Consider the following 16832-nt stretch of genomic DNA (forward strand, 5'->3'; position numbering starts at 1 on the left):
TGAGCCGCAGCCGAATGCGAAGTATTCGTGTGCGGCGAGCGTCGCGATAGCGAGATAAAACTCGCGCAGCGTGTTTTATCTCGTTGGTGCGCCCGGCGGGCGCACGTTGGGAAAAAGGATTGCCGTTACAGGACACTAAAAAACGGCGATTACAATAAAAATATTGCGGAAAAGTTACAAAAGGTTACAAAACACTTTTAATAGAACGGTACATATGTTATAATTGCTTCATTCCTTGAGAGAAGGAAAACGATTCTAAATCTGAGGTGTACATTTATGAAGGGAATGAAACGATTTTTACCTGCGGCACTTTCTGCAGCTCTGCTGCTGTCGGGGGCTTTTGGAACTTATCCGGCAGCGGCTTCTACGCAGGATGAGATCAATTCGGCTGAGGCGAAGAAGAGCGCGGCAGAATCTGAATACAATAGCGCGCAGGACAGAATCAGCGAGCTTCAGGCAAAGAAGGATAATGCACAGGAATATCTGCAGGATCTCAATGATCAGCTGACGGATCTGAATCAGCAGCTGGATGAGCTTCAGCAGAAGTACAGCGCTACCCAGGAAGAATATGATACCGTGAATCAGGAACTTGCCGATGCGCAGGCGGAGGAGAGTGTTCAGGCGAAGAACATGGCACTCCGGATCAAATATATGTATGAGAATGGAACCGGAACAGGTGCGCTTGAGACGCTCTTTTCCTCCGGTAACTTCAGTGATTTCCTGAATGAAAGCACAAACGTGTCTGAGCTCACGAGCTATGACAGGAAAGTTCTGAAGGAGTACAGCGAGATCTGCGAGACGATTACCGAGAAGCAGAAAGAGGTGAAGAAGGAGGCGGATCAAATCGCCGGTCTTCAGGAACAGAGCAAGAGCAAACGGGAAGAGATACAGAGTCTTGTGGATTCCACTCGTGAAGACGTACAGGAGTATGCGGATTCTCTGGAAGGCGAGCAGAATGCAGCGGCGGATCTTCTGGCAAGTATACAGGAACAGCAGGCCAATATTGACGCGCTGAATGAGAAGGCGGCAGATGAGGTGGCCGCTGCAGATGCGGCAGCAGCGGAAAAGGCGAGAACCTCGACGCAGGTGGCTGTTTCAGAGCAGGAGACCCAGGAGGCTGCTGCTCCGGAATCGAAATCGTCGATGCCGGCATCCGGGAGTAACACGACGTCATCGGCAGGTACGGGTACTGCAGCGGCTGCGGCAACGCCGACGCCGACTGCAGCTCCTGCTCCCACGCAGGCAGCTCCTGCGGAGAGTACGACGACATCGAGTACTTATTCAGGCGCAGCACTTACGGCGGCTGCCGGCCGGATCGAAGGCCCGAGCGGGCAGGAAACCTATTATAACATGGATATGTCTGGTGTCGTCAGCATCATGAGAAGTATGGGCAATACCGATGAGTACTGGGTGCGGTCCGACGGAGTCAAGATGCTTGGAAGTTATGTAATGGTTGCGGCAAATCTAGGTGTCAGACCGAGAGGATCGCTGATCGCGACGAGTCTCGGAATGGGAATCGTGGTCGATACCGGCGGATTCGCTGCCGCGAACCCGACACAGCTTGACATTGCGACAAACTGGTAATTATAAATCGTCATGCCCCGCAGGCAGTGTACCACAATATGCACAAGGAGCTTCTTCGTTTCATGAACGAGGAAGCTCCTTTTCTAAATATACGAGGGAGCTTCTTTTCTAAATATTGTTTGTGATATGAACAAAAAGTAGTATAATTAAAGGAAAACGGGGAAATAGACAGTGTTTAGCCCCGTAAACCCAGACGCCCTGCGAGCGGGGCATAACAAACTTTATAAGCTGCGGATTGCTGAGTAAGGAGGGGAAGAAATGTCAAAGAGTATTTTGGTTTTGGTGCCGGTTATCAGTGCTGTTGCACTGATTTTCGCGGCCTGTATGGCAGGATCCGTCAGGAAGGAAGAGGCAGGAACGGAGCGTATGCAGGAAATCGCGGCTGCGATCCGGGAGGGAGCGAGCGCGTTTCTCGCCTCAGAGTACAAGGTACTGGCGGTTTTTGTCGCAGTTCTGTTTTTTATTCTGGGATTTGCACTGCAGAACTGGCTGGAGGCTGTTTGCTTTCTGATCGGAGCGGCATTTTCAGTGCTGGCTGGTTTCTTCGGAATGCGGGTCGCTACGCTGGCCAATGTCCGTACCGCGAATGCGGCAGGGAAATCCGGAATGCCAAAGGCCCTTTCCATTGCGTATCATGGAGGTGCCGTCATGGGCTTCTGCGTGGTTGGTCTTGGTATACTGGGAGCCAGCCTGATCTATCTGATCAGCGGCAATGCGGATGTGCTGTTTGGCTACAGCCTCGGCGCGTCCTCGGTTGCGCTTTTTGCGCGTGTCGGAGGCGGAATCTACACCAAGGCGGCAGATGTCGGCGCAGACCTGGTCGGAAAGGTTGAGAACAATATCCCGGAGGATGACCCGCGCAACCCGGCGGTGATTGCGGACAATGTCGGAGACAATGTCGGTGATGTGGCCGGTATGGGTGCGGACCTGTTTGAATCCTATGTAGGCGCAGTCGTATCGGCGGTCACGCTTGGAATCGCATCTTCCGGAGAGCCGGGCGCCTTCTATCCGCTTTTGATTGCGGCATGTGGAATTGCCGCTTCTATCATCGGCACTTTCTTTGTCAGAGGAAGAGAGAATGGAAACCCGCAGAGAGCGCTGAACATGGGAAGCTATGTCGCGTATCTGCTGGTCATTATTGCCTCGCTGATTCTCAGCAGGACACTGTTTGGAGGATTCCGGCCGGCAGTGGCGGTGATTTTCGGACTTCTCGTCGGGTTTGTGATCGGTCAGATGACAGAGATCTATACTTCAGACAAATATAAATCTGTCCGGAAGATCGCGGAGGAGTCACAGACCGGAGCCGGCACAACTATTATCACAGGACTTGCGGTCGGTATGAAGTCTGTCATGGTGCCGATTCTTTGTATCTGTGTCGGTATTTTCGTGTCCTATATCACAGCGGGACTTTATGGGATCGCCCTCGCGGCGGTCGGAATGCTTGCAACGGCCGGAAGTACGATTGCCGTGGATGCATATGGCCCGATTGCGGATAATGCCGGCGGAATCGCCGAGATGTCCGGCATGGATGAGAGTGTCCGTGAGATTACCGATGCCCTGGATTCGGTGGGCAACACGACCGCGGCAATCGGAAAGGGATTTGCGATCGGATCTGCGGCGCTGACGGCACTTGCGCTTTTTGTGTCCTACGCGCAGGCGGTTCATCTTGAGAAAATTGATATCATGGATCCGAAGGTAATCATTGGGCTTTTTATCGGAGGCATGCTGACCTTCCTGTTCTCTGCCTTTACGATGGAATCCGTATCGAAAGCGGCATACAAGATGATCGAAGAGGTGCGCCGGCAGTTCCGTGCGGATCCGGGCATCCTGGCCGGAACAAGCCGTGCGGATTATAAATCCTGTGTCGGGATATCCACACAGGCGGCGCTTCACGAGATGATCCTTCCGGGCATTCTCGCGGCAGCTTCCCCAATCGTGCTTGGGCTGATCCTCGGAACGGATGCCTTGGGAGGCATGCTTGCCGGCGCGCTGCTCACAGGCGTACTGATGGCGATTTTCATGAGCAACGCCGGCGGCGCCTGGGACAATGCGAAGAAATACATTGAAGGCGGAAAGTTCGGAGGAAAAGGCAGTGAGGCGCACAAGGCAGCGGTTGTCGGAGACACCGTCGGCGATCCTTTCAAAGATACGTCAGGTCCGTCCATTAATATTCTCATTAAACTGATGACGATTGTATCTCTCGTATTTGCACCGCTGTTTCTGGCTGTGGGAAGTCTGCTGTAATCGATTCCACTTGTATCTTCTCAAACTGCCGGGAACATGATATCATGGATGCAGCATCATGACGGACAATTGAATGGGCAGGTGACATGGCGGAGAATCCGGCGTCACGGAAGATGATGAGATGTGGCGACAGACAGGCATCCGCCATGGAAGTTGATGAGATGCCGCGACAGGCAGGCATCAGCCATGGAAGTTGATGAGATGCGGCGACAGAAAATCATACAGCCCGAAAAAAGTAGCATAAGAGACGGCCAGGTAGTACAGAGATGTGTACGGATGTACATATCAGAAAGGAAGAAGAATGAAAAGCTTACAATATACGGTGAAAACCCCTCTCGGAATTCATGCGCGTCCGGCGGCAATGATTGCCCAGGCGTGTACCGCGCTGAAAAGCGAGGTTGTCATAGAATGTGACGGAGAAGTGGCGAGCGGCGACAATGTTCTTCAGATTCTCAAACTTCACGCGGCAAAGGGATCTGTTTTGAATATTACGGCGGAGGGCCCGGATGAAGAGGAAGCCATTGAGAAAATTTCTGATGTGTTTCACGGGATCGCAGCAAAGGATAAGAACGTAGACGTTCTGAAGGTCGCTTTCTTCGGGACAAAGGACTATGACAGAATGTTTTTCAGTCAGCTTGCGAGAGATAAAGGAGAAGGTACTTATAATGTTGAGATCAAGTATTTTAAAGCAAGGCTGACTTCTGAGACGGTACATCTGGCCGAAGGATTTCGTGCGGTATGTATTTTCGTGAACGATGAGGCGCCGCGCGAGGTGGTGGAGGCTCTGAGTCAGTGCGGTGTCCGTCTGATCCTTCTGCGTTGCGCAGGATTCAACAATGTAGACCTGCAGGCGGCAAAGGAGTGCGGAATCACAGTGCTTCGCGTGCCTGCTTATTCGCCGTACGCGGTTGCCGAGCATGCGATGACGATCATTCAGGCGGCGAACCGTCATATTCACAAGGCATACCTGAAGGTGAAGGAGAATGATTTTGCGCTGAGCGGTCTTCTCGGGGTGGACCTTCACAACAAGGTTGCGGGTATCATGGGAACCGGAAAGATCGGCCAGTGCATGGCGAAGATCTGCAAGGGATATGGCATGACGGTGCTCGGATGGGATGCCTTCCCGAACCGCAAGCTGGAAGAGGAGGGCCTGCTCACCTATGTCAGCAAGGATGAACTGCTTCAGAGAGCGGATCTCATTTCTCTGCATCTTCCGCTGATCATGGGAGAAGGCGGGACTTATCACATCATCAATGACGATACGATCGCCATGATGAAGGATAATGTGATGCTCGTGAACACCTCCCGCGGCGGGCTGGTAGACGCGGAAGCTCTGATCCGCGGACTGAAGGCGCAGAAGTTCCACGCAGTGGCGCTCGACGTCTATGAGGGAGAGGATGCCAATGTATACACGAATCATTCCGATGATTTCCTCACAAATGATATCGTGGCTCGGCTCACCATGTTCCCGAACCTGATTCTGACCTCCCATCAGGCATTCTTCACCCGGGAGGCGATGCAGGCAATTGCGGCGATCACAATGGAAAATGCCAGAAACTTCAACGAGCATCTTCCTTACGGTGACGCGGAGTGCCGGGCAAAATAAAAAGCGGATATACGATACCCTTTGTCAAAAATGTATAAAAGGAAAAGGCGCCTCCGGAGACGGAGACGCCTTTTCCTGTCTGAAAAACAGAAAAAATATATTTCAATTGTATTAAATTTCATTTGACAGGCTTGACAGACTGTGTTATTGTAAAAAATGCACTATTATGGCAACATGTGCCTACCATCCTGAAAACAAAAAAAATTTTGTTCAAATTCACGATTCAGATGGGCATGTATAGTTACCGTCAACGAAGCCCCTCCGGGGACTTGGGAGACATAATTTATTTTCATATTATATCACAAGGGGTGAAACGTCAATGGAGAAAAACAGGATACGTCTGATCCACAGCGGCAGAAACATTCGCATGACCTACCAGAGACAGAAAGAAGTTCTGGAAATGCCCAATCTGATCGAGGTTCAGAAGGATTCCTATGAGTGGTTCCTGAAGGACGGTCTCAAGGAAGCTTTCGATGACATCTCTCCGATCGAAGATTACGGCGGGAAACTGAGTCTTGAGTTTGTGGACTACCAGCTCTGTGAGGATGATGTAAAGTATTCCATCGAAGAGTGTAAACAGCGTGACGCTACATATGCAGCACCACTTAAGGTAAAGGTACGCCTTTTCAATAAGGAAAAGGATGAGATCAGCGAGCATGAGATTTTCATGGGCGATCTCCCGCTTATGACGGCGACCGGTACCTTCGTCATCAACGGTGCTGAGCGTGTCATCGTCAGCCAGCTGGTGCGTTCTCCCGGAATTTATTACGGCATTGCGCATGATAAGCTTGGTAAAGAGCTTTATTCCTGTACGGTTATCCCGAACCGTGGCGCATGGCTTGAATATGAAACCGACTCCAATGACGTTTTCTGGGTACGTGTGGACCGTACCAGGAAGGTTCCGATCTCCGTACTGATCCGTGCGCTTGGTATCGGAACGAACGCCGAGATCGTTGAGTACTTCGGCGAGGAACCAAAGATTCTGGCAAGCTTTACAAAGGATACCTCTACGAACTATCAGGAAGGCCTTCTTGAACTTTACAAGAAGATCCGTCCCGGTGAGCCGCTCGCTGTGGAGAGCGCCGAGACGCTCATCAATGGCATGTTCTTTGATCCCCGTCGGTATGATCTGGCGAAGGTGGGCCGCTACAAGTTCAACAAGAAGCTTGCTCTTCGGAATCGTATCGCGGGTCATGTACTGGCTGAGGATGTTGTCAATACAGAGACCGGAGAGATCATTGCGGAAAAGGGACAGACCGTCACCCGCGAGATGGCGGATGATATTCAGTATGCTGCAGTTCCGTATGTGTGGATTGAGACACCGGAGCGCAATGTCAAGGTTCTTTCCAACCTTGAAGTGGATATCACCAGATGGGTGGATGTAGATCCGGAGGAAGTCGGGGTCACTGAGGAAGTTTATTACCCGGTTCTCGCTGAGATCCTTTCCGAATATACGGATATTGAAGACATCAAGGACGAGATCCGCGACAGAATCCACGAACTGATTCCAAAGCATATCACGAAGGAAGACATCTTCGCTTCCATCAACTACAATATGCATCTGGAGTATGGCATCGGAAATGACGATGACATTGACCATCTGGGCAACCGGCGTATCCGCTGCGTGGGAGAGCTTCTTCAGAACCAGTACAGAATCGGTCTTTCCAGACTGGAGCGTGTTGTGCGTGAGAGAATGTCCACGCAGGATCTGGATACGATTTCCGCGCAGTCTCTGATCAACATCAAGCCGGTTACAGCTGCCGTCAAGGAATTCTTCGGATCCTCGCAGCTGTCCCAGTTCATGGATCAGAACAACCCGCTCGGTGAGCTGACACATAAGAGACGTCTGTCTGCCCTTGGACCTGGAGGACTTTCCAGAGACCGTGCCGGCATGGAGGTGCGTGATATTCATTACACGCATTACGGACGGATGTGTCCGGTTGAGACTCCTGAGGGACCGAACATCGGACTGATCAACTCCCTCGCATCCTATGCGAGAATCAATAAATATGGATTTGTCGAGGCACCTTACCGCCGCATTGACAAGACGGATCCCAAGAACCCTGTTGTCACGAAGGAGGTTGTCTATATGACGGCCGATGAAGAGGACAACTACCATGTGGCGCAGGCGAATGAGCCTCTCGATGAAGATGGACATTTCATTCATCATAACGTATCCGGACGTTTCCGGGCAGAGACTCAGGCTTATGACAGAAGCATGTTTGATTACATGGATGTATCTCCGCGGATGGTATTCTCGGTCGCGACATCGTGCGTACCTTTCCTTCAGAATGATGACCCGACCCGTGCACTGATGGGATCGAACATGCAGCGTCAGGCCGTGCCGCTTCTGTTCACCGAGGCACCTGCTGTCGGAACCGGAATGGAAGAGAAGGCTGCCGTTGACTCCGGCGTCTGCGTTGTCGCAAAGAAGGCGGGAACCATCACGTATTCAACTTCCTACGAGATCCGCATGGATAACGACGACGGAAGCCGCGACGTATATCATCTGATGAAGTTCGAGCGAAGCAACCAGAGCAACTGCTACAACCAGCGGCCGATTGTCTTCAAGGGTGACCATGTGGACGCCGGAGAGGTGATCGCGGATGGTCCTTCCACATCGGGCGGAGAGCTTGCTCTCGGAAAGAACCCTCTGATCGGTTTCATGACCTGGGAAGGCTACAACTACGAGGATGCGGTTCTTCTGTCAGAGCGTCTGGTGCGTGATGACGTGTACACCTCTATTCATATCGAAGAGTATGAGTGCGAGGCCCGCGACACCAAGCTCGGACCAGAGGAGATCACAAAGGATGTTCCCGGTGTCGGCGATGATGCGCTGAAGGATCTGGATGAGCGCGGCATTATCCGCATCGGTGCGGAGGTACGTGCCGGAGATATCCTCGTCGGAAAGGTAACTCCGAAGGGAGAGACCGAGCTGACCGCCGAGGAGCGTCTGCTTCGTGCTATTTTCGGAGAAAAGGCAAGAGAAGTCCGCGACACCTCGCTGAAGGTTCCGCACGGCGAGTACGGTATTGTTGTGGATGCCCGGGTATTCACCAGAGAAAACGGCGATGAGCTGTCCCCCGGTGTGAACCAGGCGGTTCGTATCTACATTGCGCAGAAGAGAAAGATTTCTGTCGGCGACAAGATGGCCGGACGTCACGGAAACAAGGGTGTCGTATCCCGCGTGCTTCCAATCGAGGATATGCCGTTCCTGCCGAACGGACGTCCGCTCGATATCGTTCTGAACCCGCTGGGCGTACCTTCCCGTATGAACATCGGACAGATTCTGGAGATCCATCTGAGTCTTGCCGCGATGGCGCTTGGCTTTAATATCTCCACGCCGGTATTCGACGGCGCGAATGAGGTGGATATCCAGGATACCCTTGAGCTTGCAAACGACTACGTGAACAGCGAGTGGGATGATTTCTATGAGAAATACAAGGATATCCTCCTGCCGGAAGTTATGCAGTATCTGTCCGATCACAGAGATCACAGGGCACTCTGGAAGGGCGTTCCGATCCGCCGCGACGGAAAGGTTCAGCTCCGTGACGGTCGGACAGGTGAGCCGTTTGATGGCCCGACCACAATCGGACACATGCATTACCTGAAGCTGCATCATCTGGTTGACGATAAGATTCACGCACGCTCCACAGGTCCATACTCCCTTGTTACCCAGCAGCCTCTGGGAGGAAAAGCGCAGTTCGGAGGACAGCGTTTCGGAGAGATGGAGGTATGGGCGCTGGAGGCATACGGCGCAGCTTATACACTTCAGGAGATCCTGACCGTGAAATCCGATGATGTCGTTGGACGTGTGAAGACATACGAGGCGATTATCAAGGGTGAAAACATCCCCGAGCCGGGCATTCCGGAGTCCTTCAAGGTTATGCTGAAAGAGCTTCAGTCTCTGGCACTCGATATCCGCGTTCTGGATGAGAACGGAGAAGAGGTCAAGATCATGGAGTCTGTTGACTACGGGAATACAAGCTTCCGCAAGATCATGGAGGATGCAGACCGGTACAACAACAGAGCAGATGACAAGGAACTGAGCGACCATGGATTCGGAAAGCAGGAATTCAAGGACGGTGAGCTCGTTGACAGTGAGAATGATCTCGACGATACCATCACAGACGATGAGGATGAGGAATTTATCGAAAGCCTTGATGACGACATGGATGAATAATTTATTCGTGCCGGGGGTCTGAGAGCGCAGACCCTGCAAGGTGTCTGTCAACCAATGAGTAGTAGATCCGTGCCGCGCCGGATACTTCCGCGGCGCGACGGATTTCATATACATGCTGAAAGGGGTAAATAAATGCCGGAAACAGTTAATAAAGAAGAAGGAACGCATCAGCAGCTGAACTTCGATGCCATTCGCATCGGCCTTGCTTCACCGGATAAGATCCGTGAGTGGTCTCATGGAGAGGTCAAGAAGCCGGAAACGATTAACTATCGTACGCTGAAGCCGGAAAAAGACGGACTGTTCTGCGAGCGGATTTTCGGACCGACCAAGGACTGGGAGTGTCATTGCGGAAAATACAAGAAGATCAGCTACAAGGGTGTGATCTGTGACCGATGCGGCGTAGAGGTTACGAAGTCATCTGTCCGCCGGGAGCGTATGGGTCATATCGAGCTGGCAGCGCCCGTATCCCACATCTGGTACTTCAAGGGGATTCCTTCCCGTATGGGTCTGATCCTGGATCTGTCTCCGAGAACACTGGAGAGAGTGCTGTATTTTGCAAGCTATATCGTACTTGATCCCGGTGATACCAAGCTGATGAAGAAACAGATTCTCTCAGAACGCGAATACAGTGAGGCGCTTGAGACGTACAGACCGGATGAGTTCCGTGTCGGAATGGGAGCTGAGGCAATCAAGGAGCTTCTCTGTGAGATCGATCTGGACAAGGAATACGAAGAACTGACAACAGAGCTGGAGCAGGCAAGCGGTCAGAAGAGAGCCCGTATCATCAAGAGACTTGAGGTGGTAGAAGCCTTCCGTGAGTCCGGAAACCGTCCGGAGTGGATGATTCTGGACTGCGTACCGGTTATTCCGCCGGATCTTCGTCCGATGGTACAGCTCGATGGCGGAAGATTCGCGACCTCCGATCTGAACGATCTTTATCGCAGAATCATCAACCGGAACAACCGTCTGAAGAGACTTCTGGATCTGGGAGCTCCGGATATCATCGTCAGAAATGAGAAGAGAATGCTTCAGGAGGCGGTAGATGCGCTGATCGATAACGGACGAAGAGGAAGACCGGTTACAGGCCCGGGAAACCGCGCGCTGAAATCTCTGTCCGACATGCTGAAGGGAAAGAACGGACGGTTCCGTCAGAACCTCCTCGGAAAACGTGTCGATTATTCCGGACGTTCCGTTATCGTCAATGGACCGGAACTGAAGATTTATCAGTGTGGTCTTCCGAAGGAAATGGCCATTGAGCTGTTCAAGCCGTTTGTCATGAAGGAACTTGTATTCAGACAGATGGCACACAATATCAAGAACGCCAAGAAGATGGTGGAAAAGCTTGATCCGCAGGTCTGGGATGTACTGGAAGATGTCATCAAGGAGCACCCGGTTATGCTGAACCGTGCGCCTACACTGCATCGTCTCGGTATTCAGGCATTTGAGCCGATTCTGGTCGAAGGAAAGGCAATCAAGCTTCATCCGCTGGTATGTACCGCATTCAATGCCGACTTTGACGGTGACCAGATGGCCGTGCATCTTCCGCTGACACAGGAGGCGCAGGCAGAGTGCAGATTCATGCTTCTCTCCCCGAACAACCTGCTGAAGCCGTCTGACGGTGGAGTCGTTGCCGTTCCATCTCAGGATATGGTTCTCGGAATCTATTACCTGACACAGGAACGTCCCGGAGAGATCGGAGAGGGAACCTTCTACAAAGATCTCAACGAGGCACTGCTCGCTTATGAAAACGGATACATCAAGTATCAGACAATCATCAAGGTCCGCCGCTATGGAAAGGACGCTGAGGGAAATGAGATCTCCAAGGTGGTCGAGACGACACTCGGACGTCTGATTTTCAACGAGATCATTCCGCAGGATCTGGGATACGTGGATCGTTCTGTGCCGGGCAATGAGCTTCTTCCGGAAATTGATTTCATGGTGAAAAAGGGAGATCTGAAGAAGATTCTGGAGAAGGTCATCAACACCCACGGTGCGACCAGAACCGCTGAGGTTCTCGATGCCGTGAAGGCAATGGGATATCATATTTCGACCCGCGCAGGAATGACGGTATCCATCTCGGATATGACCGTTCCGAAGGAAAAACCGGAGCTGCTTGAGGAGGCGGAGAAAACCGTCGACAAGATCACCCGCAACTACAAGCGTGGACTGATCACGGATGAAGAGCGCTATAAGGAAGTAATCTCCACATGGGAGGAAGTCGATAATCATCTGACCAAGCTTCTTCTGAGCGGACTTGATAAGTACAATAATATCTTCATGATGGCGGATTCCGGAGCCCGTGGTTCTGATAAGCAGATCAAACAGCTGGCAGGTATGCGAGGCCTGATGCAGGATACAACCGGTCATACCATCGAGCTGCCGATCAAGTCAAACTTCCGTGAAGGTCTGGATGTACTGGAGTATTTCATGTCGGCACATGGAGCCCGTAAGGGTCTTTCCGATACCGCGCTTCGTACCGCCGATTCCGGATATCTGACCCGTCGAATGGTCGATGTATCACAGAACCTGATGATCCGCGAGCCGGACTGCTCCGTCAACCGCAAGGAAATTCCGGGAATCTGGGTCGAGGCGTTCACCGAGGGCAAGGAGATGGTTGAGTCTCTGGAAGAGCGCATCACCGGCCGTTTCTCCTGCTATACGATCAAGGACAAGGACGGAAATGTGATTGTAAAGGCAAATCACATGATCACACCGCGCCGTGCGGCTAAGGTTGTGTCTGACGGTGTGGATGAGAATGGAAATCCGATCACAAGAGTGAAGATCAGAAGCATTCTTACCTGCCGTTCGCATCTTGGCATCTGCTCAAAGTGCTATGGCGCGAACATGGCGACCGGAGAAGTTGTTCAGGTCGGCGAGTCTGTCGGAATCATCGCAGCGCAGTCCATCGGTGAGCCTGGTACACAGCTTACCATGAGAAACTTCCACACCGGTGGTGTTGCAGGTACCGCTGATATTACACAGGGTCTTCCCCGTGTCGAGGAGCTTTTCGAGGCCAGGAAGCCGAAGGGACTTGCTATCGTTACAGAGATGTCAGGTACCGCGCAGCTTAAGGATACAAAGAAGAAACGTGAGATCGTCGTAACCGATAAGGAAGGCAATTCAAAGACGTACCTGATCCCTTACGGAACAAGGCTGAAGAAGGAGCTTGAGGATGCTGACGCCACCAAGGAAGTAGAGGCAGGCGATCCGCTTACCGAAGGTTCCATCAACCCGCATGATCTTCTCCGTATCAAGGGAGTTGAGGCCGTTCAGAATTATCTGCTCGGAGAGGTTCAGCGTGTATACCGTCTGCAGGGTGTTGATATCTGCGATAAGCACATCGAGGTTATCGTTCGTCAGATGCTGAAGAGAGTCCGCGTGGAAGAGGGCGGCGACACCGGCCTGCTTCCGGGCAAGATGATGGATTATCTTGACGTTCTGGATATGAACGAAAAGATGGAAGAGGAAGGCAAGGAGTGCGCGACCTACGAGAGACTGCTTCTCGGTATCACAAAGGCATCTCTTGCGACAGATTCCTTCCTGTCCGCTGCATCCTTCCAGGAGACTACCCGTGTTCTCACCGACGCCGCAATCAAGGGCAAGGTGGATCACCTGATCGGTCTGAAGGAGAACGTAATCATCGGAAAACTGATCCCTGCAGGAACCGGCATGAAATATTACCGAAACCTGAAACTGGATACCGATGCGGAGATCGAAGCCGAGAAGGCTGCAAAGGCACTTGCAGCAGCGGCTGACAGTAATACGGAAGAGGATACCGCGCCGGTGAAGGAAGAAATTCCGGAAGATCAGGAAAATGAATCAATCACAGACGTAGACGTAGATGAGCCCGCTGAGAACGAAAATACAGAGGACAATACACCTGTGACTACAGAATAAATAAGTCTTCAGTCGGTCTGTTTCTGCGACTGTAAAAAAAGGCCTTGGATGCATGCCGGATAAAATCGGAGCACCAGGGCCTTATTGCAGTATGTGGAACGATTTATCATATGTGGACCAGACAAATGCGCATGACGATCATATCAGGCTATGGAAACATGCAAATTATTTATCCTATGTGTTGCCAGGTAAATGGGCATGACATTTTTCTCAGGGAAGGAAGAAGGGCATGAATTACAAAGTAATCCGAAGCCGGAAGAGACGAAAATCCCTGAGCCTTCAGATCACTCCGGATGCCGGAATTGTGGTGCGCGCGCCATATTTTGCTACGAATGATGAAATCCGGAGATTTGTGGAGGCCAACCAGGGCTGGATCGAGCGCAACGCCGCTAGGATGGAGAAGAGAAAAGAAGAGCTGGCGCGGAATCCGTACGGAAGAATTACGGAGGATGAAATCCGTAAATTATCGGAACTCGCAGCGCGTACCATCCCCCCAAGAGTGGCTGTTTACGCAGCCGAGATCGGAGTGACCTACGGAAGGATTACCATAAGGAACCAGAAGACGCGCTGGGGAAGCTGCTCCGCGAAGGGAAATCTGAATTTTAACTGTCTGCTGATGCTTGTTCCGCCGGATGTGCAGGATTATGTGATCGTTCATGAGTTGTGCCATAGAAAGCAGATGAATCATTCCCGTCTGTTCTGGAATGAGGTCGAGAAAATTCTTCCGGATTACAGAGAAAGGGACCGGTGGCTGAAGGAAAATGGAGGCCAGCTGATTGCTCGGACGCGGATGGAATGAGCCATATATGGATGTGTTTATTCATGAACAGAACCGCAGAAAGTGTTCTGGAATAAACCCGGAAGATGAAGTATGATAATGAATAGGCTTTGGCTTTGAGGGCCTGAGAGTAAAAGAAATATAGAGTAAAAGGATTTTTGAAAGAATAGAAAACAGGAGGTTTGAAATATGAAACCATATGCAGTCGGAGTAGACGTAGGGGGAACTACAGTCAAGATTGGAATTTTTCGTACTTCCGGAGATCTGCTTTTGAAATGGGAGATTGTGACGGACAAGAAGGACGGGGGACGCAATATTCTTCCGGACATTGCAGACTCAATCAAGAGCATGCTGTCAAATAAGGGAATCGGTCTGGATGAGATTCAGGGAGTCGGAATCGGCATTCCGGGAGCAATCCTGAACAGATCGATCGTGAACCGCGCAGTCAACCTAGGATGGGATGTCGTTCCGGTAAAGGATCAGCTGGAACAGCTTTTTGACGGCAAGATCAATGTACTGGTAGGAAATGACGCAAATGTCGCCGCGCTAGGAGAAATGTGGCAGGGCGGCGGAAAAGGGTTCAAGGATATCGTAATGGTGACACTCGGAACCGGTGTCGGCGGAGGAATCATCATCAACGAGCAGATTCTGGACGGAACCTTCGGCGCTGCGGGAGAGATCGGACACATGCCGGTGAATCCGCAGGAGACAAGAGTCTGCGGATGCGGTAAAAAGGGTCACCTGGAGCAGTATGCGTCCGCAACCGGAATTGCCAATACGGCAAAGGCTGTCGTTGCCTCCACGAAGGAAGAGACGGAGCTAAAGGGTCTGGATAGTATCACGGCAAAGGATGTTTTTGATGCTGCCAAGAGAGGAGACAAGGTGGCTCTTGAAATCGTCGATTACACTGCGGAGATACTGGGCAGAGGTCTCGCGATGGTTGCGGCTGTCGTCGATCCACAGGCGTTTGTGATCGGTGGAGGTGTCTCAAAGGCAGGCCCGATTCTCACAGACTCCATTCAGAAGTATTACAGAAAGTATGCCTTTCATGCATCTGAGGACACGAAGTTCGTCCTTGCCACGCTCGGAAATGACGCGGGCATTTACGGAGCGGTACGGATGGTTCTGTGACACGGCGGGACATCAGCAGAATGGCAATAATCCCAATCTGCGTGTTTTTCTGTGACACGGCGGGACTTCAGCTGGCTCCGTCATCATTCCAGTCCACACATTTTTTCGAGACATCAGTCAGAAAAATGGGTGCGGGCGGACATCGTAGATTAGAGAACAGGACTTACAGGAGCGGAAATCGTATGAAGAAAATCGCAGGATACATTCTGGCGGCGCTGGTTGCGGCGGGCTCGGCGTTTATCTTCCTCAGAATGAAGATCTATAAAAGAATAAAAATATTCAGGAAAAAAGAGGGATAATGATTTACATCGGAAACCATGTATCGATCTCAAAGGGGTACCTCTCGATGGGAAAGACGGAAGAAAGGCTTGGCGGGAATACGTTCGCCTTTTTTACCAGGAACCCGCGAGGGGGCAGGAGCAGTGAAGCGGACCCGGAGGACATAGCATCGCTGAGGGATTTTCTTTCGGTGCATTCCTTCGGCAGGCTGGTGGCGCACGCGCCCTATACAATGAATCTGTGTTCCGCAAAAGAGGATATCCGCGAGTACTCCGAGAACATATTTCGGGAAGATTTACAGAAAATGGAACTTCTGTCCGGACAGTTCTTTAATTTTCATCCGGGATCCCATCTGAAGCAGGGGTACGAAAGGGCTGCGGATGAAATTGCGGATGTTCTGAACCGGACGATTTCAGCCGATCAGACGACTACGGTTCTTCTGGAAACAATGGCTGGAAAAGGCACAGAAGTCGGACGCAGCTTTGAGGAATTAAAGGGAATCCTTGACAGGACAGAGCGGAAGGAGAAGATCGGTGTATGCTTTGATACCTGCCATGTCTGGGATGCCGGATACGATATCGTGAATGATCTGGACGGGGTTCTCCGGCATTTTGATGACGTGATAGGCCTGAACCGGCTCTTTGCGGTTCACCTGAATGACAGCAAGAATGAATGCGGCTCTCATAAGGACCGTCACGAGAAGATCGGCCTCGGGAAGATCGGAGAGGAAGCTCTGATGCGGGTGGTTAATCACCCGCTTTTGCAGAACAGGCCATTCATTCTGGAGACGCCGAATGATGATGAAGGCTATCGGAAGGAAATCGCGCTGGTGAAGCGCGTGAACCGGGACGCGTGAAGAAATCTGCCGGAGCTGCAACGATCTGCAAATTCGGTGGGACAAGACAAAACCCGCTGCGACAAAATAATAGCGGATGCGAGAAAGCAACCCCCGGTCTGTTAAATAAAAGCAGATGCGAACGTGTTTTCTGAATGAAAAAGCTGCGGATTGCTCCGCAGCTTTTATTTACGGTGCGCCCGGCGGGCGCACGTTCTAAAGGGTGAGAGTCCCTGATCCGCCCGGCAGTGGGAAGGATGCAGCTGAAAGCAAGGGCGTCATCGTGAGATGAGGT

General features: G+C 51.6%; 8 protein-coding genes. All 8 read left to right on the forward strand.

Going from position 1 to position 16832, the window contains the following annotated elements:
* Window positions 1-276 precede the first annotated feature (276 nt).
* A complete protein-coding gene (locus ACTQ3A_RS12250; RefSeq protein ID WP_441098922.1) occupies window positions 277-1584 on the forward strand; it encodes a murein hydrolase activator EnvC family protein in 1308 nt (435 codons plus the stop codon).
* 258 nt (window positions 1585-1842) lie between these two features.
* On the forward strand, window positions 1843-3828 hold the full coding sequence (locus ACTQ3A_RS12255) for a sodium-translocating pyrophosphatase (RefSeq protein WP_441494975.1): 1986 nt from the start codon (window positions 1843-1845) through the stop codon (window positions 3826-3828).
* A 301-nt stretch (window positions 3829-4129) separates the two neighbouring features.
* A complete protein-coding gene (locus tag ACTQ3A_RS12260; RefSeq protein ID WP_441098920.1) occupies window positions 4130-5434 on the forward strand; it encodes a fused HPr family phosphocarrier protein/2-hydroxyacid dehydrogenase in 1305 nt (434 codons plus the stop codon).
* Window positions 5435-5753: 319 nt separating this feature from the next.
* On the forward strand, window positions 5754-9617 hold the full coding sequence (rpoB, locus tag ACTQ3A_RS12265) for a DNA-directed RNA polymerase subunit beta (RefSeq protein ID WP_441098919.1): 3864 nt from the start codon (window positions 5754-5756) through the stop codon (window positions 9615-9617).
* Between the two features lie 132 nt (window positions 9618-9749).
* Complete coding sequence (gene rpoC, locus ACTQ3A_RS12270) at window positions 9750-13514, forward strand: DNA-directed RNA polymerase subunit beta' (protein WP_441098918.1); 3765 nt, start codon at window positions 9750-9752, stop codon at window positions 13512-13514.
* 229 nt (window positions 13515-13743) lie between these two features.
* Window positions 13744-14313 (forward strand): M48 family metallopeptidase, encoded by a 570-nt coding sequence (locus tag ACTQ3A_RS12275; protein ID WP_441098917.1) that lies wholly within the window; start codon window positions 13744-13746, stop codon window positions 14311-14313.
* A gap of 168 nt (window positions 14314-14481) precedes the next feature.
* Complete coding sequence (locus tag ACTQ3A_RS12280) at window positions 14482-15423, forward strand: ROK family glucokinase (RefSeq protein WP_441098916.1); 942 nt, start codon at window positions 14482-14484, stop codon at window positions 15421-15423.
* 298 nt (window positions 15424-15721) lie between these two features.
* On the forward strand, window positions 15722-16558 hold the full coding sequence (locus ACTQ3A_RS12285; protein ID WP_441494974.1) for a deoxyribonuclease IV: 837 nt from the start codon (window positions 15722-15724) through the stop codon (window positions 16556-16558).
* Window positions 16559-16832 lie beyond the last annotated feature (274 nt).

The organism is Bilifractor sp. LCP21S3_F8 (assembly GCF_052117805.1).
In the GTDB taxonomy this organism is placed as follows: domain Bacteria; phylum Bacillota; class Clostridia; order Lachnospirales; family Lachnospiraceae; genus Bilifractor.

Coding starts and splice junctions, on each gene's coding strand:
- ACTQ3A_RS12280 (WP_441098916.1), top strand. CDS start 14,482: ATGAAACCATATGCAGTCGGAGTAGACGTAGGGGGAACTACAGTCAAG.
- ACTQ3A_RS12260 (WP_441098920.1), top strand. CDS start 4,130: ATGAAAAGCTTACAATATACGGTGAAAACCCCTCTCGGAATTCATGCG.
- ACTQ3A_RS12285 (WP_441494974.1), top strand. CDS start 15,722: ATGATTTACATCGGAAACCATGTATCGATCTCAAAGGGGTACCTCTCG.
- rpoB (WP_441098919.1), top strand. CDS start 5,754: ATGGAGAAAAACAGGATACGTCTGATCCACAGCGGCAGAAACATTCGC.
- ACTQ3A_RS12250 (WP_441098922.1), top strand. CDS start 277: ATGAAGGGAATGAAACGATTTTTACCTGCGGCACTTTCTGCAGCTCTG.
- ACTQ3A_RS12255 (WP_441494975.1), top strand. CDS start 1,843: ATGTCAAAGAGTATTTTGGTTTTGGTGCCGGTTATCAGTGCTGTTGCA.
- ACTQ3A_RS12275 (WP_441098917.1), top strand. CDS start 13,744: ATGAATTACAAAGTAATCCGAAGCCGGAAGAGACGAAAATCCCTGAGC.
- rpoC (WP_441098918.1), top strand. CDS start 9,750: ATGCCGGAAACAGTTAATAAAGAAGAAGGAACGCATCAGCAGCTGAAC.